Source organism: Streptomyces sp. NPDC004065, assembly GCF_044903565.1.
In the GTDB taxonomy this organism is placed as follows: domain Bacteria; phylum Actinomycetota; class Actinomycetes; order Streptomycetales; family Streptomycetaceae; genus Streptomyces.
Genome location: NZ_JBJDQT010000014.1, coordinates 89510 through 107983 on the forward strand (window position 1 = coordinate 89510; position 18474 = coordinate 107983).

The window sequence follows — 18474 nt, forward strand, 5'->3', positions numbered from 1 at the left end:
GTACGAGGGTGCCCGTGCAACAAAAAACCCCTCGTGCCGTGAGGCAAGCGAGGGGAGCGCGCCGGTGAGGGTCGCTGGGGGTTCCGGACGTCCTCCGGTCGTTCCCAGCTCAGCCGACGCGCTGTCCAAGTACGAGAATTCGGGTGCGCATGGACCCGACCCTCCCCCCGGCAGCCACTCACTGTCAAGTGGGTGGGACGGGCGTCTCATCATGTGAACGGAGCGCCGTGCCGCCGCCGATCACCGCGGACACCCCTGAGGCCGGCATTCCACCGGCCGTCACCCCGCCCGAGGTCACCTGCCCGGCCGTCACGGGGCCGGCCGACACGCCGGGCGTGCGGTAGACCCCCGCTCCCCCGCCGGCGAGCACCGGCTCGGCCGGTCCGTGCGGCACCGGGTAGTGGCCGGAAGTGAGCGCCCGGCGCAGCCGGTACTCGTCCAGCGGCGCGGCGAACGCCATGCCCTGGCCGTGGGTGCAGCCCAGGGCGCGCAGTGCCGCGACCTGCTCCGGCAGGTCCACACCGTCGGCGACGGACTGAAGGCCGAGGTCGCAGGCGATGCGCAGCAGCCCACCGGTGATCTTGTGCAGCCGTGCCGACTCGACGACGCCCTCGACCAGTCCGCGGTCGAGTTTGAGTACGTCGACGGGCAGTCTGCGCAGGGCCGTGAGGGAGCCGTGACCGGTACCGAAGCCGTCCAGCGCGATCCGCACGCCGAGCCGCCGCAGGGCCGCCAGACGGCGCTCCAGCTCGTCCAGCGGGGCCCTCGGGTCGAGATCGGACAGCTCGATCACCAGGGCACCGGACGGCAGTCCGTGCCGGGTCAGCAGGGACTCGAGGAAGCCGGGCGGCAGCGAGCGGTCCAGCAGCAGCCGGGCGCCCGTCCGGACCGTGACGGGCACGGCCAGGCCGGTCGCGGCGCGCTCGGCGGCCTGCTCGACGGCCTCCTCGAGCAGCCAGCGGCTCAGTTCGGCCGTTCTCTCGCTGTCCTCGGCCACCCGCAGGAACTCGGCGGGGGTGAACAGGACCCCCTGGGAGGAGCGCCAGCGGGCCTGCGCGGCGACCGACGTGATCCGGCCGTCGTCCAGGGACACCACCGGCTGGTGCAGCAGGGTGAACTCGCCGTCGTGCAGGGCGGCCCGCAGCCGGGTGGCCAGCTCCGCCTTGCGTGCGACGTCCTGCTGCATCTGCGGCTTGTACAGCTCGACCCGGCCCTTGCCGGCCGCCTTGGCCCGGTACATGGCGAGGTCGGCGTTGCGCAGCAGCTCCCCCGCTCCCAGGCCGGGTTCGGCGAAGGCCACGCCGATGGAGGCGGCGACCCGGACATCGTTGCCCTCGATGAGGTAGGGGTGCGAGAGGGTCACCCTGAGACGGTCGGCGAGTTCCAGGATGTGCCTCTCGCGGGCGGCGCGGTCGCGGGTGCCGTCCCCGACGATGAGGGCGGCGAACTCGTCGCCGCCGAGCCGGGAGGCGGTGTCCCCGTGGCGGACCGCCTCCTGGAGCCGGCGGGCGGCCTGGACGAGCAGTTCGTCGCCGGCCTGGTGCCCGATGGTGTCGTTGACGCCCTTGAAGCCGTCCAGGTCGATGAAGAGCACGGCCGTGCCGTGGTCGGTGCTGCGGCGGCCGGACAGGGCCTGCTGGACCCGCTTGGTGAACAGGGCCCGGTTGGGCAGGTCGGTCAGCGGGTCGTGCTCGGCGTTGTGCTGCAACTGCGCCTGGAGTCGGACGCGTTCGGTGACGTCCCGGCTGTTGAAGATCAGCCCGCCGTGGTGGCGGTTGATGGTGGACTCCACGTTCAGCCACCCGCCGTGGCCGGACCGGAAGCGGCACTCGATGCGGGTGGTGGGCTCCTCCTCGGGTGCGGCCACGAGGAAGCGGCGCACCTCGTGCACCACGCAGCCCAGGTCCTCCGGGTGGATGAGACTGGCCAGCTCCCGGCCGACCAGTTCCTCGGCGGGCCGTCCGTACACCCCGGCCGCGGCGGGCGAGACGTACCGCAGCACGCCGTTGGGCGCGGCGATCATGATGACGTCGCTGGAGCCCTGCACCAGGGAGCGGAAGTGGTTCTCCTTCTGGGCGAGTTCCTGGGCGAGGCTGATGTTGTCGAGCAGCATGATGCCCTGGCGCACCACGAGGGCCAGGACGACCGCGCCCGCGGTGACCAGCACCACGCGGTCGACGCTGTGGCCGTTGAGCACGTTGTAGAGGATCCCCAGCGTGCACACGGCGGCCGCGAGGTACGGCGTGAGGGCGGCGAGGGAGCCGGAGATGGGGCGGCCGGCCGGGTACCGGTCGAGGTCGCCTCCCGGCAGGGGCCCCGGGAGGGCGCCGGCGTGCGCCGCGGCCGGGCGCGCGGGGCGCGGCCCGGGGATCCGCTCGCGCGCCCCGCGCCCGCGGCCGCCGGGGCGGTCGCCGCCTTCGGTGGCGCCGTGGTCGCCGTCGGCGCCGCGGGGGTGCCCGCCGGCCACGCGCGCGTGGCCGCCCGGCGTCCGTGCGCGGTCGTCGGCCGTGCGCTCGTGGCCGTCGGTGCCGTTGCCGTGGCGGTCGGGGCCGTCGAGGGCGTGCGGGTGGGCCGCGGTCCCGTGCCGCGGGTGCGCGCCCGCGGGGTGCCCGTTCGGGAAGTGGCCGCCGGGCCCGTGGGGATCCTGCGGGCGTTCGCCGCGCGGGTGCCGGTCGCGGTCGCGGTGGCGGTCGCGGTCACGGTCGCGCGGCTCCTGGTCGTGGGGGCCGGGGGCGGCGCCCGCGAACGGGGCGCGGCCGTCTTCCTCGCGCCCCTTCACGCCCCGCCGTCCGGCCGTGGCCGGTCCGGCGGCCGTACGACCGGAGCCGGGCGCGGCCCACGGGGCGTAGGCCAGCAGGAGCGAGCCGGCGAACCAGCCGGCGTCGAGCAACTGCCCGGAGCGGTAGCTGCTGTGCAGCAGGGGCGAGGTGAACAGGGCGTCGCTGAGCACCGTCAGGGCCAGTCCGCCGATCGCGGTGTTCACCGCGGTGCGGTTGACCGGTGAGCGCCGGAAGTGCAGCGCGAGCACCATGCTGACCAGGGCGATGTCCAGCAGCGGGTACGCCAGCGACAGCGCCGTGTGCGCCACGCTCGGCCCGTCGAACTTGGCCGCCTGGGCCAGCGCGAGGCTCCACGACAGGGTGAGCAGCGACCCGCCGATCAGCCAGGCGTCGAGCCCGAGGCACACCCAGCCCGCCTTGGTCACCGGGCGTTTGGCGAGGACCAGCAGGCCGACGATGGCGGGCGGCGCGAAGCACAGGAAGAACAGGTCCGCGTAGCTGGGGCTGGGCACGGGCGCGTCCAGGACGACCTCGTACCACCCCCAGACCGCGTTGCCCAGGGCCGCCATCGCCGAGGAGAGGGAGAACAGCAGCCAGGCGGACCGGAACCGGACGCGGTGACCGCGGGCGTACACGGCGCACGACACGGCGGCGGTGCCGGCCGCCGCGGTCAGCCCGAAGTCACCCATGATCAGCGCAACCTCGTTCGAACCCCAGCCGCTCGCGGCTCCGACCAGATATCCCGCGCACACCAGCACCAGCACCAGCCGGGGGGGCGGTCCCGGCCTGCGGGCGGCGGCCGGCCGGGGCAGCGGCCTGGCGGGCGGGGACTGGGTCCGCAGCGGTCCGCCCAGCGTGGGCATGGCGGGCGGCGGCGGGCTCACCGGTCCCTCCCGGTGCGGGCCGCCGGGTCGCGCGCCTCCCGGTGCCACGGGTGGGCGTGCCTCCTGCGGGCGCCCGGCCCGCGGGGGTGCTGATGGCAGGTGTGGTGACCGCGTCTGCGCGCGGCCGTGCGCCAGGGCCTCCGGTGGCGGCCCCGCCGCGTCGGATCGTTCGTCCATAGGCCGTGCATCGCCCGTCGCCCCCCTCGCAGTCTGAAATGTCCGTCCCCGGCGCCGAACGGTCCGCGGCGCAGCCCCTGTCGGGGACGATACACCAGTCTCGTCACTCAGGGACATAGTTCCTCTACGCTCCGTGACGACCAGCGCATGTGCGGGCACGCACCGCGTCCGGGGGATTGCGGACGGTGCCCGAAGCGGACTACGCGCCTTTCGCCCCCGTCGTCAGGATCACGTTGGCGAGCGGCTCCCGGTTCACGAAGCGGTGCAGCTGGTTGACGAGCAGGCGTTCGGCACGGGGCAGGAAGGCGGAGGTCGCGCCGCCGACGTGCGGGCTGATCAGCACCCCGGGAGCGGTCCACAGGGGGTGGTCCGCGGGCAGCGGCTCGGGGTCGGTGACGTCGAGGGCGGCGGTGACGCGGCCGCCCTCCAGTGCGGCCAGCAGCGCCTCGGTGTCCACCACGGGTCCGCGGGCGACGTTCACCAGGAGCGCGCCGTCCTTCATCCGGGCCAGGAAGTCGGCGTTCACCAGGGCGCGGGTGTCCTCCGTCAAGGGCGTGGACACGATGACGACATCGGCGTCCGGAAGCAGAGAGGGCAGATCGGCGATCGGATGCACCGGACCGCGCGCCGTGGTGCGCGGGGAGCGCGCCACGCGCGCCACCCGCGCGACCTCGAACGGCACGAGCCGGTCCTCGATGGCGGCGCCGATCGAGCCGTAGCCCACGATGAGGACGTTCCGGTCGGCCAGCGCGGGGTGGAAGCCTCCCCGCCACAGGCCCCGGTCCTGGGCCCGCACGAACTCGGGGACGCCCCGCAGGGAGGCCAGGACCAGGGTGAGGGCGAGTTCCGCCGTGCTCGCCTCGTGCACTCCGCGCGCGTTGCACAGCCGCACGCCGGCGGGCAGGTCCGCCAGGGCCGGCTCGACGTGGTCGGTGCCGGCGGACAGTGTCTGCACGACCCGCACGGAGCTCATCCGGGGCATCGGCCGCACGCAGACCTCGGCGGGCCTCATGTACGGCACGACGTAGAAGACGCAGTCGGCGGGGTCGCCGGGGAACTCCTGGGCGCCGTCGTCGCCTCCGTCCCAGAAGAGGTAGTCCGGCCCCTTGGGGAGCCCCTCGATCTCGTCGGGCGGGATGGGCAGCCACACGTCACCAGTCATGGTCAGGAGGCTATGTCAGGGCGTCCGACGGCAGCGGCTAGGTTGGTGGGTCGCGGGCGAGGGAGGTTTACGGCGAGGTGGAGCGCAGGACGATCGGCGCGGCGGCACTCGCGGTGGGGGCCGTAGGACTCGGATGCATGCCGATGAGCTGGGCCTACAGCCAGTCGCGGCAGCGGGGGGAGGAGTCGGTACGGGCCGTGCACCGGGCGCTGGACCTGGGCTCGAACCTGCTGGACACGGCCGACATGTACGGGCCGTTCACCAATGAGCTGCTGCTGGGACGGGTGCTGAAGGAGCGGCGCGGGGACGCCTTCGTCTCCACGAAGGCCGGGCTGCTCGTGGGCGAGCAGCACATCGTGGCCAACGGCCGTCCCGGCTATGTGCGCCGGGCCTGCGACGCCTCGCTGCGGCGGCTGCAGACGGACGTGATCGACCTGTACCAGCTGCACCGCGCCGATCCGGAGGTCCCGGTGGAGGAGACCTGGGGGGCGATGGCGGAGCTGGTGCGGGCCGGGAAGGTGCGCGCGCTGGGGCTGTGCGCCGTCGGCGTGCGCGGCGGACGCCGGTCCGGGGACCGGCTGTACGACGGAACGATCCGCCAGCTGGAGCGGGTGCAGCAGGTCTTCCCGGTGAGCGCGGTGCAGGCGGAGCTGTCGGTGTGGTCGCCGGAGGCGCTGGAGTCGCTGCTCCCCTGGTGCGCGGCGCGCGGTGTCGGCTTCCTGGCCGCGATGCCGCTCGGCAACGGCTTCCTGACCGGCACGCTGACACCCGGCGAGGGCTTCGAGCCGGACGACCTGCGCGCGCGTCATCCCCGCTTCACCGCCGAGATGATGGCCGCGAACCAGCCGATCGTCGCCGGGCTGCGGCGGGTGGCCGCGCGCCACGGCGAGCGGGTCACCCCCGCCCAGGTGGCCCTGGCGTGGGTGCTCGCCCAGGGCAGCCAGGTGGTCCCGGTCCCGGGCGCCAAGCGGGAGCGCTGGGTGGTGGAGAACGCGGGCGCGGCCGGGCTGCGGCTGACGGAGCGGGACCTCGCGGAGATGGCGCGGCTGCCGGCGGCGCGGGGGTCCTGGGACTGAGCGCCGGGCCGGGCGGCCGGCCGCCGGGTCCGGCCGCACGGTCCGGCGCCGGGTCCGGCCGCCGGGTCCGGCCGCACGGTCCGATCGCCCGGTCCGATCGCCGGGTCGCGTCGCGCCGTTCGGGAACTTCGCAGGGCGTGCGCGGGGTATGACAGTCAGAGCCCCGCCGCGTCGAAGGGACATGATCGTGCGACGTCGAGTTGTGACGGCCCTGACGGCCGCCGCCCTGCTGCTGACGGCCGGCTGCTCCTCCGGCGGCGGAGGGGGGCCCGCGGGCGGCGCGGACAGCGGGTCGCCGCGGCCCACGACGGCGCAGGCCTCGCCCCCGGGGCGGAGCGCCGGGGAGAGCGCCCCGCCGGCGAAGGGCTCGGTGAAGGTGGTGCGCACGGTCGCGGAGGGCCTGAACTCGCCGTGGGGACTGGCCCCGCTGCCCGACGGGGATCTGCTGGTCTCCTCCCGGGACACGGCGACGATCACCCGGGTCGACGCCGCGACCGGCCGGAAGACCGAGCTGGGCACCGTGTCCGGGGTGGCCCCTCAGGGCGAGGGCGGCCTGCTCGGCATCGCCCTGTCCCCCGACTACGCCTCCGACCACATGGTCTACGCGTACTTCACCTCTGCCTCCGACAACCGCATCGTGCGGATGCTGTACGACGGCGGGAAGCCGGCCGGGGAGCAACTGGGCGCGCCCGACACGGTGTTCAAGGGCATCCCCAAGGGCGTGATCCACAACGGCGGGCGGATCGCCTTCGGACCCGACCGGATGCTGTACGCGGGCACCGGGGAGAGCGGCGACCGGGGGCTGGCGCAGGACAGGAAGTCCCTGGGCGGCAAGATCCTGCGGCTGACGCCGGAGGGCGAGCCCGCCCCGGGCAATCCGTTCCCGGGCTCGCCGGTGTACTCCTACGGCCACCGCAACGTGCAGGGTCTGGCCTGGGACGGCAGACAGCGCCTGTTCGCGTCGGAGTTCGGCCAGGACACCTGGGACGAGCTGAACGCGATCGTGCCGGGCGGCAACTACGGCTGGCCCGAGGCCGAGGGCACCGCCAAGGGCACCGGGTTCCGCAACCCGCTCGCCCAGTGGCGCACCGACGACGCCTCCCCGAGCGGCGTCGCCCACGTCGAGGGCTCGGTGTGGATGGCGGGCCTGAAGGGCGAGCGGCTGTGGCGTATCCCGCTGCGGGGCACCGCGGCGTCGGCGGCGCCCCAGGCGTTCCTGACCGGTGACTACGGCCGGCTGCGCACGGTCGTCGCGGCGGGCGGCGACAGGCTGTGGCTGGTCACCAGCAACACCGACGGCCGCGGCACCCCGGACAAGGGCGACGACCGGATCCTGGAACTCCGGGTGACGTAGCCCGTCACCGCGCCACCAGGCTCTCCCCCGCGCCCTGCGGGAACAGGCCCAGGCGGTGGGCCAGCGCCGCCGCCTCCGTCCTGCCCGAGACGCCCAGCTTGGACAGGATGTTGGAGACGTGGACGCTGGCCGTCTTCGGGGAGATGAACAGCTCCTCGGCTATCTGGCGGTTGGTGCGGCCGGCGGAGACCAGGCGCAGCACGTCGCGTTCCCGGCTGGTCAGGCCCAGGGCGCCCGCCGGGTCGTCGACCGCCGGCCGCGGCGGGGCTCCGGTCAGGGAGAGGCGGCCGCGCTGGGCGAGAGAGGCGACCGCGTCGGCGAGGGGGCGGGCGCCCAGGTGCTCGGCGACGGCGTGCGCCAGGCGCAGCAGCTCGGTGGCGCGCTCCCGTTCGCCGTCGCCGGTGGCGAGCAGGGCCCCGGCCAGCCGGTAGCGCACGCGCGCGAGGTCGTAGGGGCGTTCGAGGCTCTCGAAGGCCGTGACGGTGCCGGCCCAGTCCTCCGGGGTGGCGCGGCCCTCGGCGCGCAGCAGCTCGGCGCGCACCCAGTGTTCGTGTGCCTGCCAGACGGGCACGTTGGTGGCGAGCCGCTTGGCGGCCAGGCGGATGCGCTCCAGGGTCTCGGGGCGTCCGGGCACGGCGGCGGGCAGTGCGGCCGCGCGGGTCTCCACGGTGGCGGCGGTGACCAGCAGGGGCCAGCCGTAGCGCTGGGTGCCGGGCGGGAAGCCGGCCTCGAGGACGCGTTCGAGTTCGGCGCGGGCGTCGAGCAGGCGGCCCTCGCCCGCGGCGACGGCGATCGCGATGCGGGACAGCGGCAGGGAGTGCTGCGGTGCGAAGTCGTGGGTGCCGAAGTGGGCGCGGGCGTCGGCCAGCTGGGCCGCGGCCTCGGCCAGATCGCCGCGGGCGAGGGCCAGTTCGGCGCGTATGCGGGCGTGGAAGCCGCGCGGCTTGGCGCTCTGGCCGACGCGGCGGGAGCGGGTGGCCGCCTCGGCGGCCTCGTCCCAGCGGCCGAGGTGGTACAGCGACTCGGCGAGGTTGCCCCACACCCAGGCCTCGGAGTCCAGCTGGCCGTACCGGCGGGTGAAGGCGATGCCCTCCTCCATGATCGGCACCGCTTCCCGGGAGCGTCCCACCGACTCCAGCTCGGAGGGCAGATTCACGTAGGCGCGGCCCGCGACGGCGGCGATGCCGTCCTGCACGGTGCGCGTCTTGACCTCGTGCATCTCGGTGAGACCGGCCTCCACGTCGCCGGCGTCGACCATGAGTCCGCCCAGCGTGAGCCGGGCGTTCATCTCGATCTCGCGGGCGCCGACCATCCGGGCGTACTCCACGGCGCGCTGGGCGGCGGAGAACGCCTCCGGTCCCGGCTCGTGGACCATCGACCAGTTGGCGACGTGGGCCAGCACCTCGGCGTGCACCTCGGACGGCGGCAGCCCGCGCACCAGTTCCTGCGCGGTGGCCAGTTCCGTCCAGCCGTCGCCCTTCGCCTTCGCCTGGACCAGCCGGGAGCGCTGGATCCAGAACCAGGCGGCGCGCAGCGGGTCGTGCTCGTCCTGAAGGATGCGCAGCGCCCGCTTGGTGATCTTCCAGGCGCGTTCCCGCTCCCCGGACAGGCGCCCGGCGACGGCGGCCTCCGCCATCAGGTCCAGGTAGCGCAGGGGCGTGGTGGCCGGGTCGCAGCCGCAGGGCGGGTAGACCTCGGCGTAGTCGACGGGCCGCAGCCGGGCCCGCACGTCCTCGGGGGCGGCGTCCCACAGCTCCATCGCCCGCTCCAGCAGCCGCAGTTGCTCACTGTAGGCGTGCCGGGCGCGGGCCGTGACGGAGGCGTCCAGGACGGCGGGCAGGGCCTTGGCCGGGTCGTGGGCGTGGTACCAGTAGCTGGCCAGCCGCAGCACGCGCTCGTCGGCGGGGACGAGCGTCGGGTCGGCCTCCAGGGCCTCGGCGTAGCGGCGGTTGAGGCGGGAGCGCTCGCCGGGCAGCAGGTCGTCGCTGACGGCCTCGCGCACCAGGGAGTGCCGGAAGCCGTAGCCGTCCCCGGTGGGCGCGGCGGTGAGGATGCTGGCGTTGACGGCGGCCCGCAGTGCCTCGATGAGGTCGTCCTCGGCGAGCCGGGCCACGGCGGCGAGCAGCCGGTACTCGACGGTGGAGCCGCCCTCGGCGGCGATCCGGACGACCTGCTGGGCGGTCTCGGGCAGCGCTTCCACCCGCACCAGGAGCAGGTCGCGCAGTGATTCGCTGATGCAGGTGCAGCCCTCGGTGGCGCAGACGGCGAGTTCCTCGACGAAGAAGGCGTTGCCGTCGGAGCGCTCGAAGATGTCGTCGACCTGCGCGGGCTCGGGCTCGGTGGCGAGGATGCCGGCGATCTGGCGGCCCACCTCGTCCCGGGTGAAACGGGCCAGTTCGAGGCGGCGGACGCTGCGCAGCCGGTCGAGTTCGGCGAGCAGGGGGCGCAGCGGGTGCCGGCGGTGGATGTCGTCGGAGCGGTAGGTGGCGAGGACGACGAGCCGGCCGGTGCGCAGGGTGCGGAAGAGGTAGGCCAGCAGGTGGCGGGTGGAGGCGTCGGCCCAGTGCAGGTCCTCCAGGGCGACCACGACGGTGCGCTCGGCGGCGACGTGTTCCAGCAGGCGGGCGGTGAGCTCGAAGAGGCGGGCCATGCCCTCCTCGTCGTGCCGGCCCGCGGTACGCGGGGCCGCGGGGTCGACCAGCTCGGGCAGCAGCCGGGCGAGGTCCTCCTGCTGGCCGGCCGCGGCGGCGGCCACCTCGTCGGGCAGTTCCCGGCGCAGGGCGCGCAGGGCGGTGGAGAACGGGGCGAAGGGCAGCCCGTCGCCGCCCACCTCCACACAGCCGCCGAGCGCGACGACGGCGCCCTGGCGGGCGGCGGCGCCGGTGAACTCCTCGACCAGCCGGGTCTTGCCGACCCCGGCCTCACCGCCCACCACCAGCGCCTGCGGCTCCCCCGCGGCGGCACGGGCGAGCGCGTCGTGCAGCGTGCGCAACTCGTCGACGCGACCGACGAACACCGGACTGACAGACCTGCTCTCCACAGCCCCGAGCATCGCACGAGGGTCCGACAGCACGGCACCGGTTTTCACCGGGAGCACCCGCGGACGCCCGCCGCCGGCGCGCACGGAGGCGGCGCGGGCGGTCGCGCGGGGGGCGGTCGCGGTGCCGGCGGACGCGCCGGGGGCCGTCGCGGAACCGGCGGACGCGCCGGAGGCGGTCGCGGAACCGGTGGATGCTCCGACGGCCGTCGCGCAGCCGACGGACGTGCCGACGGCCGTCACGGAACCGGTGGATGCTCCGGGGGCCGTCGCGGAACCGACGGATGCTCCGGGGGCCGTCGCGCAGCCGACGGACGTGCCGACGGACCTCACGGTCCCGACGGACGCGCCGGGGGCCGCCGCGCAGCCGACGGACGTGCCGACGACCGTCGCGCTCCCGGCGGACGCGCTGGGGGCCGTCGCGCAGCCGACGGACGTGCCGACGGACCTCACGGTCCCGACGGACGCGCCGGGGGCCGTCGCGCAGCCAACGGACGTGCCGACGACCGTCGCGGAACCGACGGATGCTCCGACGGCCGTCGCGCTCCCGGCGGACGCGCCGGCGGCCGTCGCGCAGCCGACGGACGTGCCGACGGACCTCACGGTCCCGACGGACGCGCCGGGGGCCGCCGCGGAGCTGGCGGACATGCCGACGGCCGTCGCGGAACCGACGGACATGCCGGGGGCCGTCGCCGTGCGGGCGCTCCCGCGGCCGGTGGCGGCCCGCGGCCGGTCCGCCCCGGGCAGGTCCGCTCCACCCCGGGCGGGGCCGCCCGGGGTGGCCCCGGACCGTCCGGGGCCGCCGTGGGCGGCCTCGGGGAGGTGAGGGCCGGAGGCGGCGGGCAGCGGGCGGGCCGGGGCGGATGCGGTGGCCGCCGGAGCGGCCGGGCCCGGCGGTGCGGGCGCGGGGCGCCGTGGCCGGCTGGTCATGCGGCGTGGGTGAAGCGCCGGCGGCGCGGGCCGGGGGTATGAGCCTCGGGCTCCGGCGCTTCCTGGGCCGTATGCGCCCCCTTGCGGGCGGCGCGGCGGCCGATGAGGGCGGTGCGCACCAGGCGCTCCTGGTCGGCCTGCCGGCGCAGCTCGGCGGAACGCATCTGGTACAGCTCGTACGTCAGCACGGTGTCTCCCTGGTGAGTGGTGGTGTCCGGCATCGCCTTCCGCGATGCCGGACACCACCTTCGTCTCCCAGGGGCACCGGCCACATCGGGTAAGTTCCGCATCTTGCGCGGCGGTTGCGGCCTTAGGGACGCGCAAGGGGCCTCAGGGGGCGGGGTAAGGACCCGCGGCCGGTCCCTAAGGCCCCTCGGCGGGCCGTGGGCGGCGCTCAGGCCGACGGCAGTCCGAGCAGGGCGTCCGTGTACTTCAGGACCGCCAGCAGCAGACCGACGACCCCCAGGACGACGCCCGCCCAGGCGACCGACTTGATCCAGGGCGCCTGCGGCCTGCCCGGGGCGCCGAACGCGGGCCGGGCCAGCACCACGACGCCCACGACGAGCGCGGCCAGGGCGAACAGCCCGCCCCACAGCGCGGTGGTGCGCCAGGCGTCGCCGTAGACCTCCTTGATCTGCTGGGCGATGCCGGCCGACGACGCGGTGCGCAACTGGCCGATCAGCTGCTCGCGCGCACCGGCCACGGTGCCGAGCCAGCTCCCGCTCAGCGAGACGAGACCGAGCGCGGCGGACACGACGGCGCCCGCGCCCTGCCCGACCCCCGAGGGACCGTCGCCCCCGTCCGCCTCCCCGGACCCCTGTCGCGCCCCGGCCTCCGCACCCCCACCGGCCTCGGCCTCGGCCTCCGCCGCGGCCCCGGCCGTGGTCCCAGCCGTGGTCCCGCCATCGGTCCCGGCCACGGCATCCGCCCCCGCCGGATCGGCGCCCTCGGCGTTCCCCGGCCCGGCGGGCGTCGCCCCGGCAGGACCGGCGGCACCGGCAGGGTCGGTCGCACCGGTCGCACCAGCCGTGTCGGCCGCGTGGGCGGCACCCCTCACGTCGGTCGCGTCGGCGGCGCCGGTCGCGTCCGGCGTGTCCTGGTCGTTCCTCGCCTCGGCCTCATGCGCGGCCCCGGCCTTCTTCGCACTGCTGGTTCCCATGCCCCGCACCGTACGGAGGCTCTCTGAGAGGTCCCTTAATGATCGCCGCGAGCCGCCCGGACACGGGCGGGCGGCTCGCGGCGAGTCCTCACCCGTGGATGTCGCGTACGTCCCGCGTCCGCCCGGCCGGCTCGGTCACGGACCGGGTGACCCGGTTGAGCCTCTCGTGCGCGGCGCGGCACTCGGGCGGCTCGATGCTGATCCGGGGCAGTACCCGGTCCAGCCGGCGCGGCAGCCACCAGTTGGCGCCGCCGAGCAGGTGCATCAGCGCGGGCACCAGCAGGGTGCGCAGCACGAAGGCGTCCAGGGCGACGGCGGCGGCCAGCCCGATGCCGAACAGGGCGATCACCCGGTCGCCGCTGAGCACGAACGCGAGGAAGACCGACATCATGATGACCGCGGCCGAGTTGATCACCCGGCTGGTCTCGGCGAGGCCGACGCGGACGGCACGCCGGTTGTCGCCGGTCTCCAGCCACTCCTCGTACATCCGGCTGACCAGGAAGACCTGGTAGTCCATGGAGAGCCCGAAGAGCACCGACACCATGATCACGGGCAGGAAGGGCTCGATGGGCCCGGCCCGGCCGAGGCCGAGGAACTCGCAGCCCCAGCCCCACTGGAAGATCGCCACGACCACGCCGAAGGCGGCGGCGACGGCGGCCACGTTCATCACGGCGGCCTTGAGGGGGATGCCGAGCGACCGGAAGGCGAGCAGCAGCAGGACGCAGCCGAGGCCCACGACCACGCCGACGAACAGGGGCAGTCTGCCCACGATGACCCCGGCGAAGTCGTCGTATCCGGCGGTGACCCCGCCGACGTGCACATCGAGGCCGGTGCCGGTCTCGGCGCGCGGCAGCACCTCGGTGCGCAGCCGGTGGACGAGGTCACTGGTGCGCTGCGACTGGGGCGCGGAGTCGGGGACCACGGTCAGCAAGGCGGCGGTGCCGCCGGTGTTGTACGTCGCCGGGGTGACCGCGGCGACCCCGTCGGTGGCGCGCAGCGCGGCGTCGAGATTGTCGAGGGCCAGCTTGTCCTCGCCGCCGTCCACCCGGGTCACCAGGGTCAGCGGTCCGTTGACGCCAGGGCCGAAGCCGTCGGCGATCAGGTCGTAGGCCCGCCGGGTGGTCGACGAGGCGGGGTCGTTGCCCTGGTCGGAGGTGCCCAGGCGGAGGGAGAGCGTGGGCAGGGCGAGCAGGGTGATGACCGCGAGGGCGAGGGCGCCCAGGAGCCTGGGCCGGCGTTCGACGAAGGCGGCCCAGCGGGCGGCGAGGCCGGTGGGCAGTTCGGGCTCGGGCCCGTGCTCGGCCAGCCGGCGGCGCTCCCGCCGGCTCAGGGCGCGCGGACCGATGAAGGACAGCAGGGCCGGCAGCAGGGTCACCGATCCGGCCACGGTGAGCACGACGGTCGCCGAGGCGGCGACGGCGACCCCGTTGAGGAAGCCGAGCCGCAGGATCAGCATGCCGAGCAGGGCGATGCAGACGGTGGCACCCGCGAAGACGACCGCGCGTCCGGTGGTGGCGACGGCGCGCGTGACCGACTCCTCGGTGCTCAGCCCGCGTTTCAGGCCGCGCCGGTGCCGGGTGACGATGAACAGCGCGTAGTCGATGCCGACACCGAGCCCGATCAGCATGCCGAGCATGGGCGCGAAGTCGGCCACCTTCATGGCGTGCCCGAGCAGCTGGACCGCGCCGTGGGCGGTGCCGACGCTCACCAGCGCGGTGGCGATGGGCAGCATCGCGGCCGCGAGCGAGCCGAAGGCGACCAGCAGTACCACGGCCGCCACGGCCACTCCGGCGATCTCGGCGAGATGCCCGCCGGAGGACTGGGTGTGCGCGACCGCGCTGCCGCCGAGCTCCACCTGGAGGCCGTCGGTGGCGGCGGCCCGGGCCACGTCGGCCACCGCCCGCGCCTGGGCCTCGGTGACGCCCTGCGCGGGGCGGTCGAAGGTGACCGTCGCGTAGGCGGTGCGTCCGTCGCGGCTGATCCGGTCCGCGCCGTGGCCGCCCTTGTAGGGGCTGGTCACGGAGGCCACGGCGGGCAGGTCCGCGATCCGGTCCAGGGCGCGGGTCATGGTCTGCTCGACGTCGGCGGCCCGGACGGTGCCGGACGTGGTGCGCCACACCACCGTGTCGTTGTCGCCGGCGAGCCCGGGGAAGTCCTTCTGCAGCAGCTGCGTGGCGCGGCCGGAGTCGGTGGCGGGGACCTCGTAGTCGTTGGAGTACGCCGCGCCGGTGAGGGAGGCGGCCGCGGTCACCCCGCCGAAGGCGAGGAGCCAGAGCAGTACGGCGACGAGGCGGTGCCGGACACACCAGCGCGCGAGGGCTGCCACGAAACGTGCTCCCAGGGACTTTTGTGGATCTTTGACCGGGAACAGTCGTCCATGAACGGAACGGCCCGCAAAGAACGCATGAGCAAGGTGAAGCCACTCTTGCAGGCGATTGAGATCGTTTACGCCCTTCGTGGGCGTATTCACAGGAGTGCGACCCAATTCACAGGACAGCCGGCCGCACTCCGTCGTCCCGTTCAGTGCCCGCCGTGGAGTACGGCCCCAGGGTGGGACGTGCTCAACGGGTGACGGGAGCGGGTGCCGCTCGACGGGTGCCGGGCGGGGGCGGGTGCCGCTCGACGTGTTCCGGGCGGGGGGCGGAATCCGTTCGACGGGTGCCGGGCGGTCAGTCGGACTGGTCGCCGAGGGCCATGACCATCACCCCGGCGATGAGCAGCCACAGGGCCCGCCGGGTGCGGCCGCGCAGGCCGAGCAGGGCCGCGAGCGCGCACACGGCGGCGCCCACGGCATAGGCGGCCGGGACGGCGGCCGGGGCGGAGCGGCTGAGCCGCAGCAGCGAGGCGGCGAGGCCGGCCAGGGTCAGCAGCGCCCCGGCGCCCGCAGCCGTCCAGCGGGCCCGGCGGGCGACCTCGGCCGGGTCCTGGAGGCCGTCCTCGGCATCGTCCTCGGTATCGCCCTCGGGGTCGTCCCCGGCATCGCCCTCGGCGTCCTCCTCGGCAGGGTCCCCCGCGTACGCCTCGGGGCGGTCTCCGGCGTCCTTCTCGCCGTGGCCCCGGGCGGCTCCGTTCCGCGGACTGTCGTGACCCCCGCCGCGCGGGCCGTCCTGGGCCCCACCGCGCGGGCCGTCGTGACCCTCGCCGCGCGGGTCGTCCCCGGCCCCCTGCCGGACGACGGCGGCCTCGGCCTCCTCCACCTCGGATATTCCGGCGGGTGTTTCGGAATCGGCGCGTCCACTCATGGCGGGCGAGCGTAGCGCCTCCGGACAGGAAACCCGGATGCGGGGTGGGGGTGCGGTCTGCTACCCACCTCACCATGGCCGATCTCACGCACAGCCGCTGCCCGCGCAGCAACACCTACGACGCCCGCTGGCTGATCGAGAACCAGATGGGCCCGCACCCGCTGTGGCTGCTGGAGTGGCTGGCCCCCGCCCTGGGGCTGGAAGCGCTGCCCGCCGGCGCCCGGGTGCTGGACCTGGGCTGCGGGCGGGCGCTCACCTCGGTCTTCCTGGCCAGGGAGTACGACCTGCGGGTCACCGCGGCCGACCTCTGGATCGAGGCCGACGACAACGCGCGGCGGATCGAGCGGGCCGGGGTGGCCGACCGGGTGCTCCCGGTGCACGCGGAGGCACACGACCTGCCGTTCGGCGAGGGCACCTTCGACGCGATCGTCTCGATCGACGCCTACCAGTACTTCGGCACCGACGACCTGTACCTGCCCACGCTGACCCGGCTGCTGAAGCCCGGCGGCCGGATCGGCGTGGTCGTGCCGTCGCTGCGGGAGGAGCCGGAGGGGACCGAGCCGCCCGAGCGGCTGAAGCCGCACTGGGAGCCCGCCTTCTGGTGCTTCCACTCGCCCGGCTGGTGGCGCCGGCACTGGACGCGCAGCGGGGCGGTGGAGGTGGAGGCGGCCGACTGGCAGCCGGACGGGTGGCGGGACTGGCTGCGGTGGAGCGAGGTGTGCGCCGAGGAGAGCCCGAGCGAGTTCATGGCGGGCCTGGCCCGCGACTCCGTACGGCTCCTGGAGGCCGACACGGACCACCTGCTCGGCTTCACCCGGGTGGTCGGGCGCCGGCTGTGAGAGGCGGCCCGCGAGCCCTGCGGCACCGCAGCCGCGGCACGCCCGCGCCGCGGCGAGCACCGGAGCCACCGTGCGGCCGTCCCGGCGGCCGTTGCGGCGAGCGCCCTCGGCCCGCCCCGGCCCGCTCCGGCCCGCCCACGACCAGCGGGCGGCCTGCGCGCGCCGCGCCCGCCCGGGAGGGCGAGCACCCGGTCCGCCGCACCCGCCCGCCAGGCCACGCGCCCGCCCCCGAGGCCACGCGCCCGCACGCCGCACGCCCGAGGGGGACGCACCGTTCACGGTGCGTCCCCCTCGGGGTGGTCGCCGGGCGGCTCAGCCCTCGGCGACGCCGAGCTTCTCCAGGATCAGCTCCTTGACGCGGGCCGCGTCGGCCTGGCCGCGGGTGGCCTTCATGACCGCGCCGACCAGCGCGCCGGCCGCGGCCACCTTGCCGCCGCGGATCTTGTCCGCGACGGCCGGGTTGCCGGCGATGGCCTCGTCGACGGCCGCGGTCAGCGCGCCCTCGTCGGAGACCACCTTCAGACCGCGCTTGTCGACGACCTCGTCCGGGGTGCCCTCGCCCGCGAGGACGCCCTCGATGACCTGCCGGGCCAGCTTGTCGTTCAGGTCCCCCTTGGCGACCAGCTCGGTGACCCGGGCCACCTGCGCGGGCGTGATCGGCAGCTCGTCCAGGGACTTGCCGGACTCGTTGGCGGCACGGGCGAGCTCGCCCATCCACCACTTGCGGGCGGCGGCCGCGTCCGCGCCGGCCTCGATCGTGGCGACGATCAGGTCCAGCGCACCGGCGTTGATGATGGCCTGCATGTCGGTGGCCGAGATGCCCCACTCCGCCAGCAGCCGGGTGCGGCGGGCCAGCGGCAGCTCGGGCAGCGCCGCCCGGATCTGCTCGACCCACTCGCGCGAGGGCGCCACGGGCACCAGGTCGGGCTCCGGGAAGTACCGGTAGTCCTCGGCCTCCTCCTTCACCCGGCCGGAGGTCGTGGAGCCGGTGTCCTCGTGGAAGTGGCGGGTCTCCTGGACCACGGTGCCGCCGCCGCTCAGCACGGCGGCGTGCCGCTGCACCTCGTAGCGGACGGCGCGCTCGACGGACCGCAGCGAGTTGACGTTCTTCGTCTCGCTGCGGGTGCCGAACTTCTCGCTGCCCTTGGGCATCAGCGACAGGTTGACGTCGCAGCGCATCTGGCCCATCTCCATGCGCGCCTCGGACACGCCGAGGGCACGGATCAGCTCGCGCAGCTCGCGGACGTAGGCCTTGGCGACCTCGGGGGCGCGCTCGCCGGCGCCGACGATCGGCTTGGTGACGATCTCGATCAGCGGGATGCCGGCGCGGTTGTAGTCCAGCAGGGAGTGGGACGCGCCGTGGATACGGCCGGTGGCGCCGCCGACGTGGGTCGACTTGCCGGTGTCCTCCTCCATGTGGGCGCGCTCGATCTCCACGCGGAAGGTCTCGCCGTCCTCCAGCTGCACGTCGAGGTAGCCGTTGAAGGCGATCGGCTCGTCGTACTGGGAGGTCTGGAAGTTCTTCGGCATGTCCGGATAGAAGTAGTTCTTCCGGGCGAAGCGGCACCACTCGGCGATCTCGCAGTTCAGCGCGAGACCGATCTTGACGGCGGACTCCACGCCGGTCGCGTTGACGACCGGGAGCGCGCCGGGCAGGCCGAGGCAGACGGGGCAGGTCTGGGTGTTCGGGCCGGCGCCGAGCGCGGTCGAACAGCCGCAGAACATCTTGGTCTTGGTGCCGAGTTCGACATGGACCTCGAGGCCCATGACGGGGTCGTACGACGCCAGCGCGTCCTCGTACGACACCAGGTCGGTCGTGGTGGTCACGGTGAAA

General features: G+C 75.1%; 10 protein-coding genes and 1 pseudogene. 3 read left to right on the top strand and 8 right to left on the bottom strand.

Features of this window, described 5'->3' with window-relative positions; genetic code table 11:
• Positions 1-184: 184 nt before the first annotated feature.
• Both ACI2LW_RS17170 and ACI2LW_RS17175 read right to left on the bottom strand, forming a co-directional pair.
• Positions 185-3664: a putative bifunctional diguanylate cyclase/phosphodiesterase gene (locus tag ACI2LW_RS17170; RefSeq protein ID WP_404732008.1), complete on the bottom strand. Its 3480-nt coding sequence runs from the start codon at positions 3662-3664 to the stop codon at positions 185-187.
• 376 nt (positions 3665-4040) lie between these two features.
• Positions 4041-5003, bottom strand: coding sequence for a 2-hydroxyacid dehydrogenase (locus ACI2LW_RS17175; RefSeq protein WP_404732009.1), 963 nt, complete (start codon positions 5001-5003; stop codon positions 4041-4043).
• 77 nt (positions 5004-5080) lie between these two features.
• Here ACI2LW_RS17175 and ACI2LW_RS17180 point away from each other — a divergent pair, with 77 nt between their 5' ends.
• Both ACI2LW_RS17180 and ACI2LW_RS17185 read left to right on the top strand, forming a co-directional pair.
• Entirely contained in the window at positions 5081-6079 is a 999-nt protein-coding gene (locus ACI2LW_RS17180; protein WP_404732010.1) for an aldo/keto reductase, read from the top strand.
• A gap of 181 nt (positions 6080-6260) precedes the next feature.
• Positions 6261-7433, top strand: a complete 1173-nt coding sequence (locus ACI2LW_RS17185; RefSeq protein WP_404732011.1) for a PQQ-dependent sugar dehydrogenase — start codon at positions 6261-6263, stop codon at positions 7431-7433.
• A 4-nt stretch (positions 7434-7437) separates the two neighbouring features.
• On the opposite strand, the gene ACI2LW_RS17190 is transcribed toward ACI2LW_RS17185, so the two are convergent.
• The 5 genes and pseudogenes from ACI2LW_RS17190 to ACI2LW_RS17210 all read right to left on the bottom strand — a co-directional run.
• Complete coding sequence (locus ACI2LW_RS17190) at positions 7438-10485, bottom strand: AAA family ATPase (RefSeq protein ID WP_404732012.1); 3048 nt, start codon at positions 10483-10485, stop codon at positions 7438-7440.
• 911 nt (positions 10486-11396) lie between these two features.
• Positions 11397-11621, bottom strand: a complete 225-nt coding sequence (locus tag ACI2LW_RS17195) for a hypothetical protein (protein WP_404732013.1) — start codon at positions 11619-11621, stop codon at positions 11397-11399.
• A 173-nt stretch (positions 11622-11794) separates the two neighbouring features.
• Positions 11795-12568 (bottom strand): hypothetical protein, encoded by a 774-nt coding sequence (locus tag ACI2LW_RS17200; RefSeq protein ID WP_404732014.1) that lies wholly within the window; start codon positions 12566-12568, stop codon positions 11795-11797.
• A 79-nt stretch (positions 12569-12647) separates the two neighbouring features.
• Positions 12648-14885: an MMPL family transporter gene (locus ACI2LW_RS17205; RefSeq protein WP_404732015.1), complete on the bottom strand. Its 2238-nt coding sequence runs from the start codon at positions 14883-14885 to the stop codon at positions 12648-12650.
• A 343-nt stretch (positions 14886-15228) separates the two neighbouring features.
• Positions 15229-15531 (bottom strand): annotated as a pseudogene (locus ACI2LW_RS17210) (hypothetical protein); the annotation flags it as partial.
• A 344-nt stretch (positions 15532-15875) separates the two neighbouring features.
• On the opposite strand from ACI2LW_RS17210, the gene ACI2LW_RS17215 reads away from it, so the two are divergent.
• Positions 15876-16640 (top strand): SAM-dependent methyltransferase, encoded by a 765-nt coding sequence (locus tag ACI2LW_RS17215; protein ID WP_404732016.1) that lies wholly within the window; start codon positions 15876-15878, stop codon positions 16638-16640.
• A 312-nt stretch (positions 16641-16952) separates the two neighbouring features.
• Here ACI2LW_RS17215 and gatB read toward each other — a convergent pair whose 3' ends face one another.
• Complete coding sequence (gatB, locus tag ACI2LW_RS17220) at positions 16953-18467, bottom strand: Asp-tRNA(Asn)/Glu-tRNA(Gln) amidotransferase subunit GatB (RefSeq protein WP_404732017.1); 1515 nt, start codon at positions 18465-18467, stop codon at positions 16953-16955.
• Between the last annotated feature and the right edge of the window lie 7 nt (positions 18468-18474).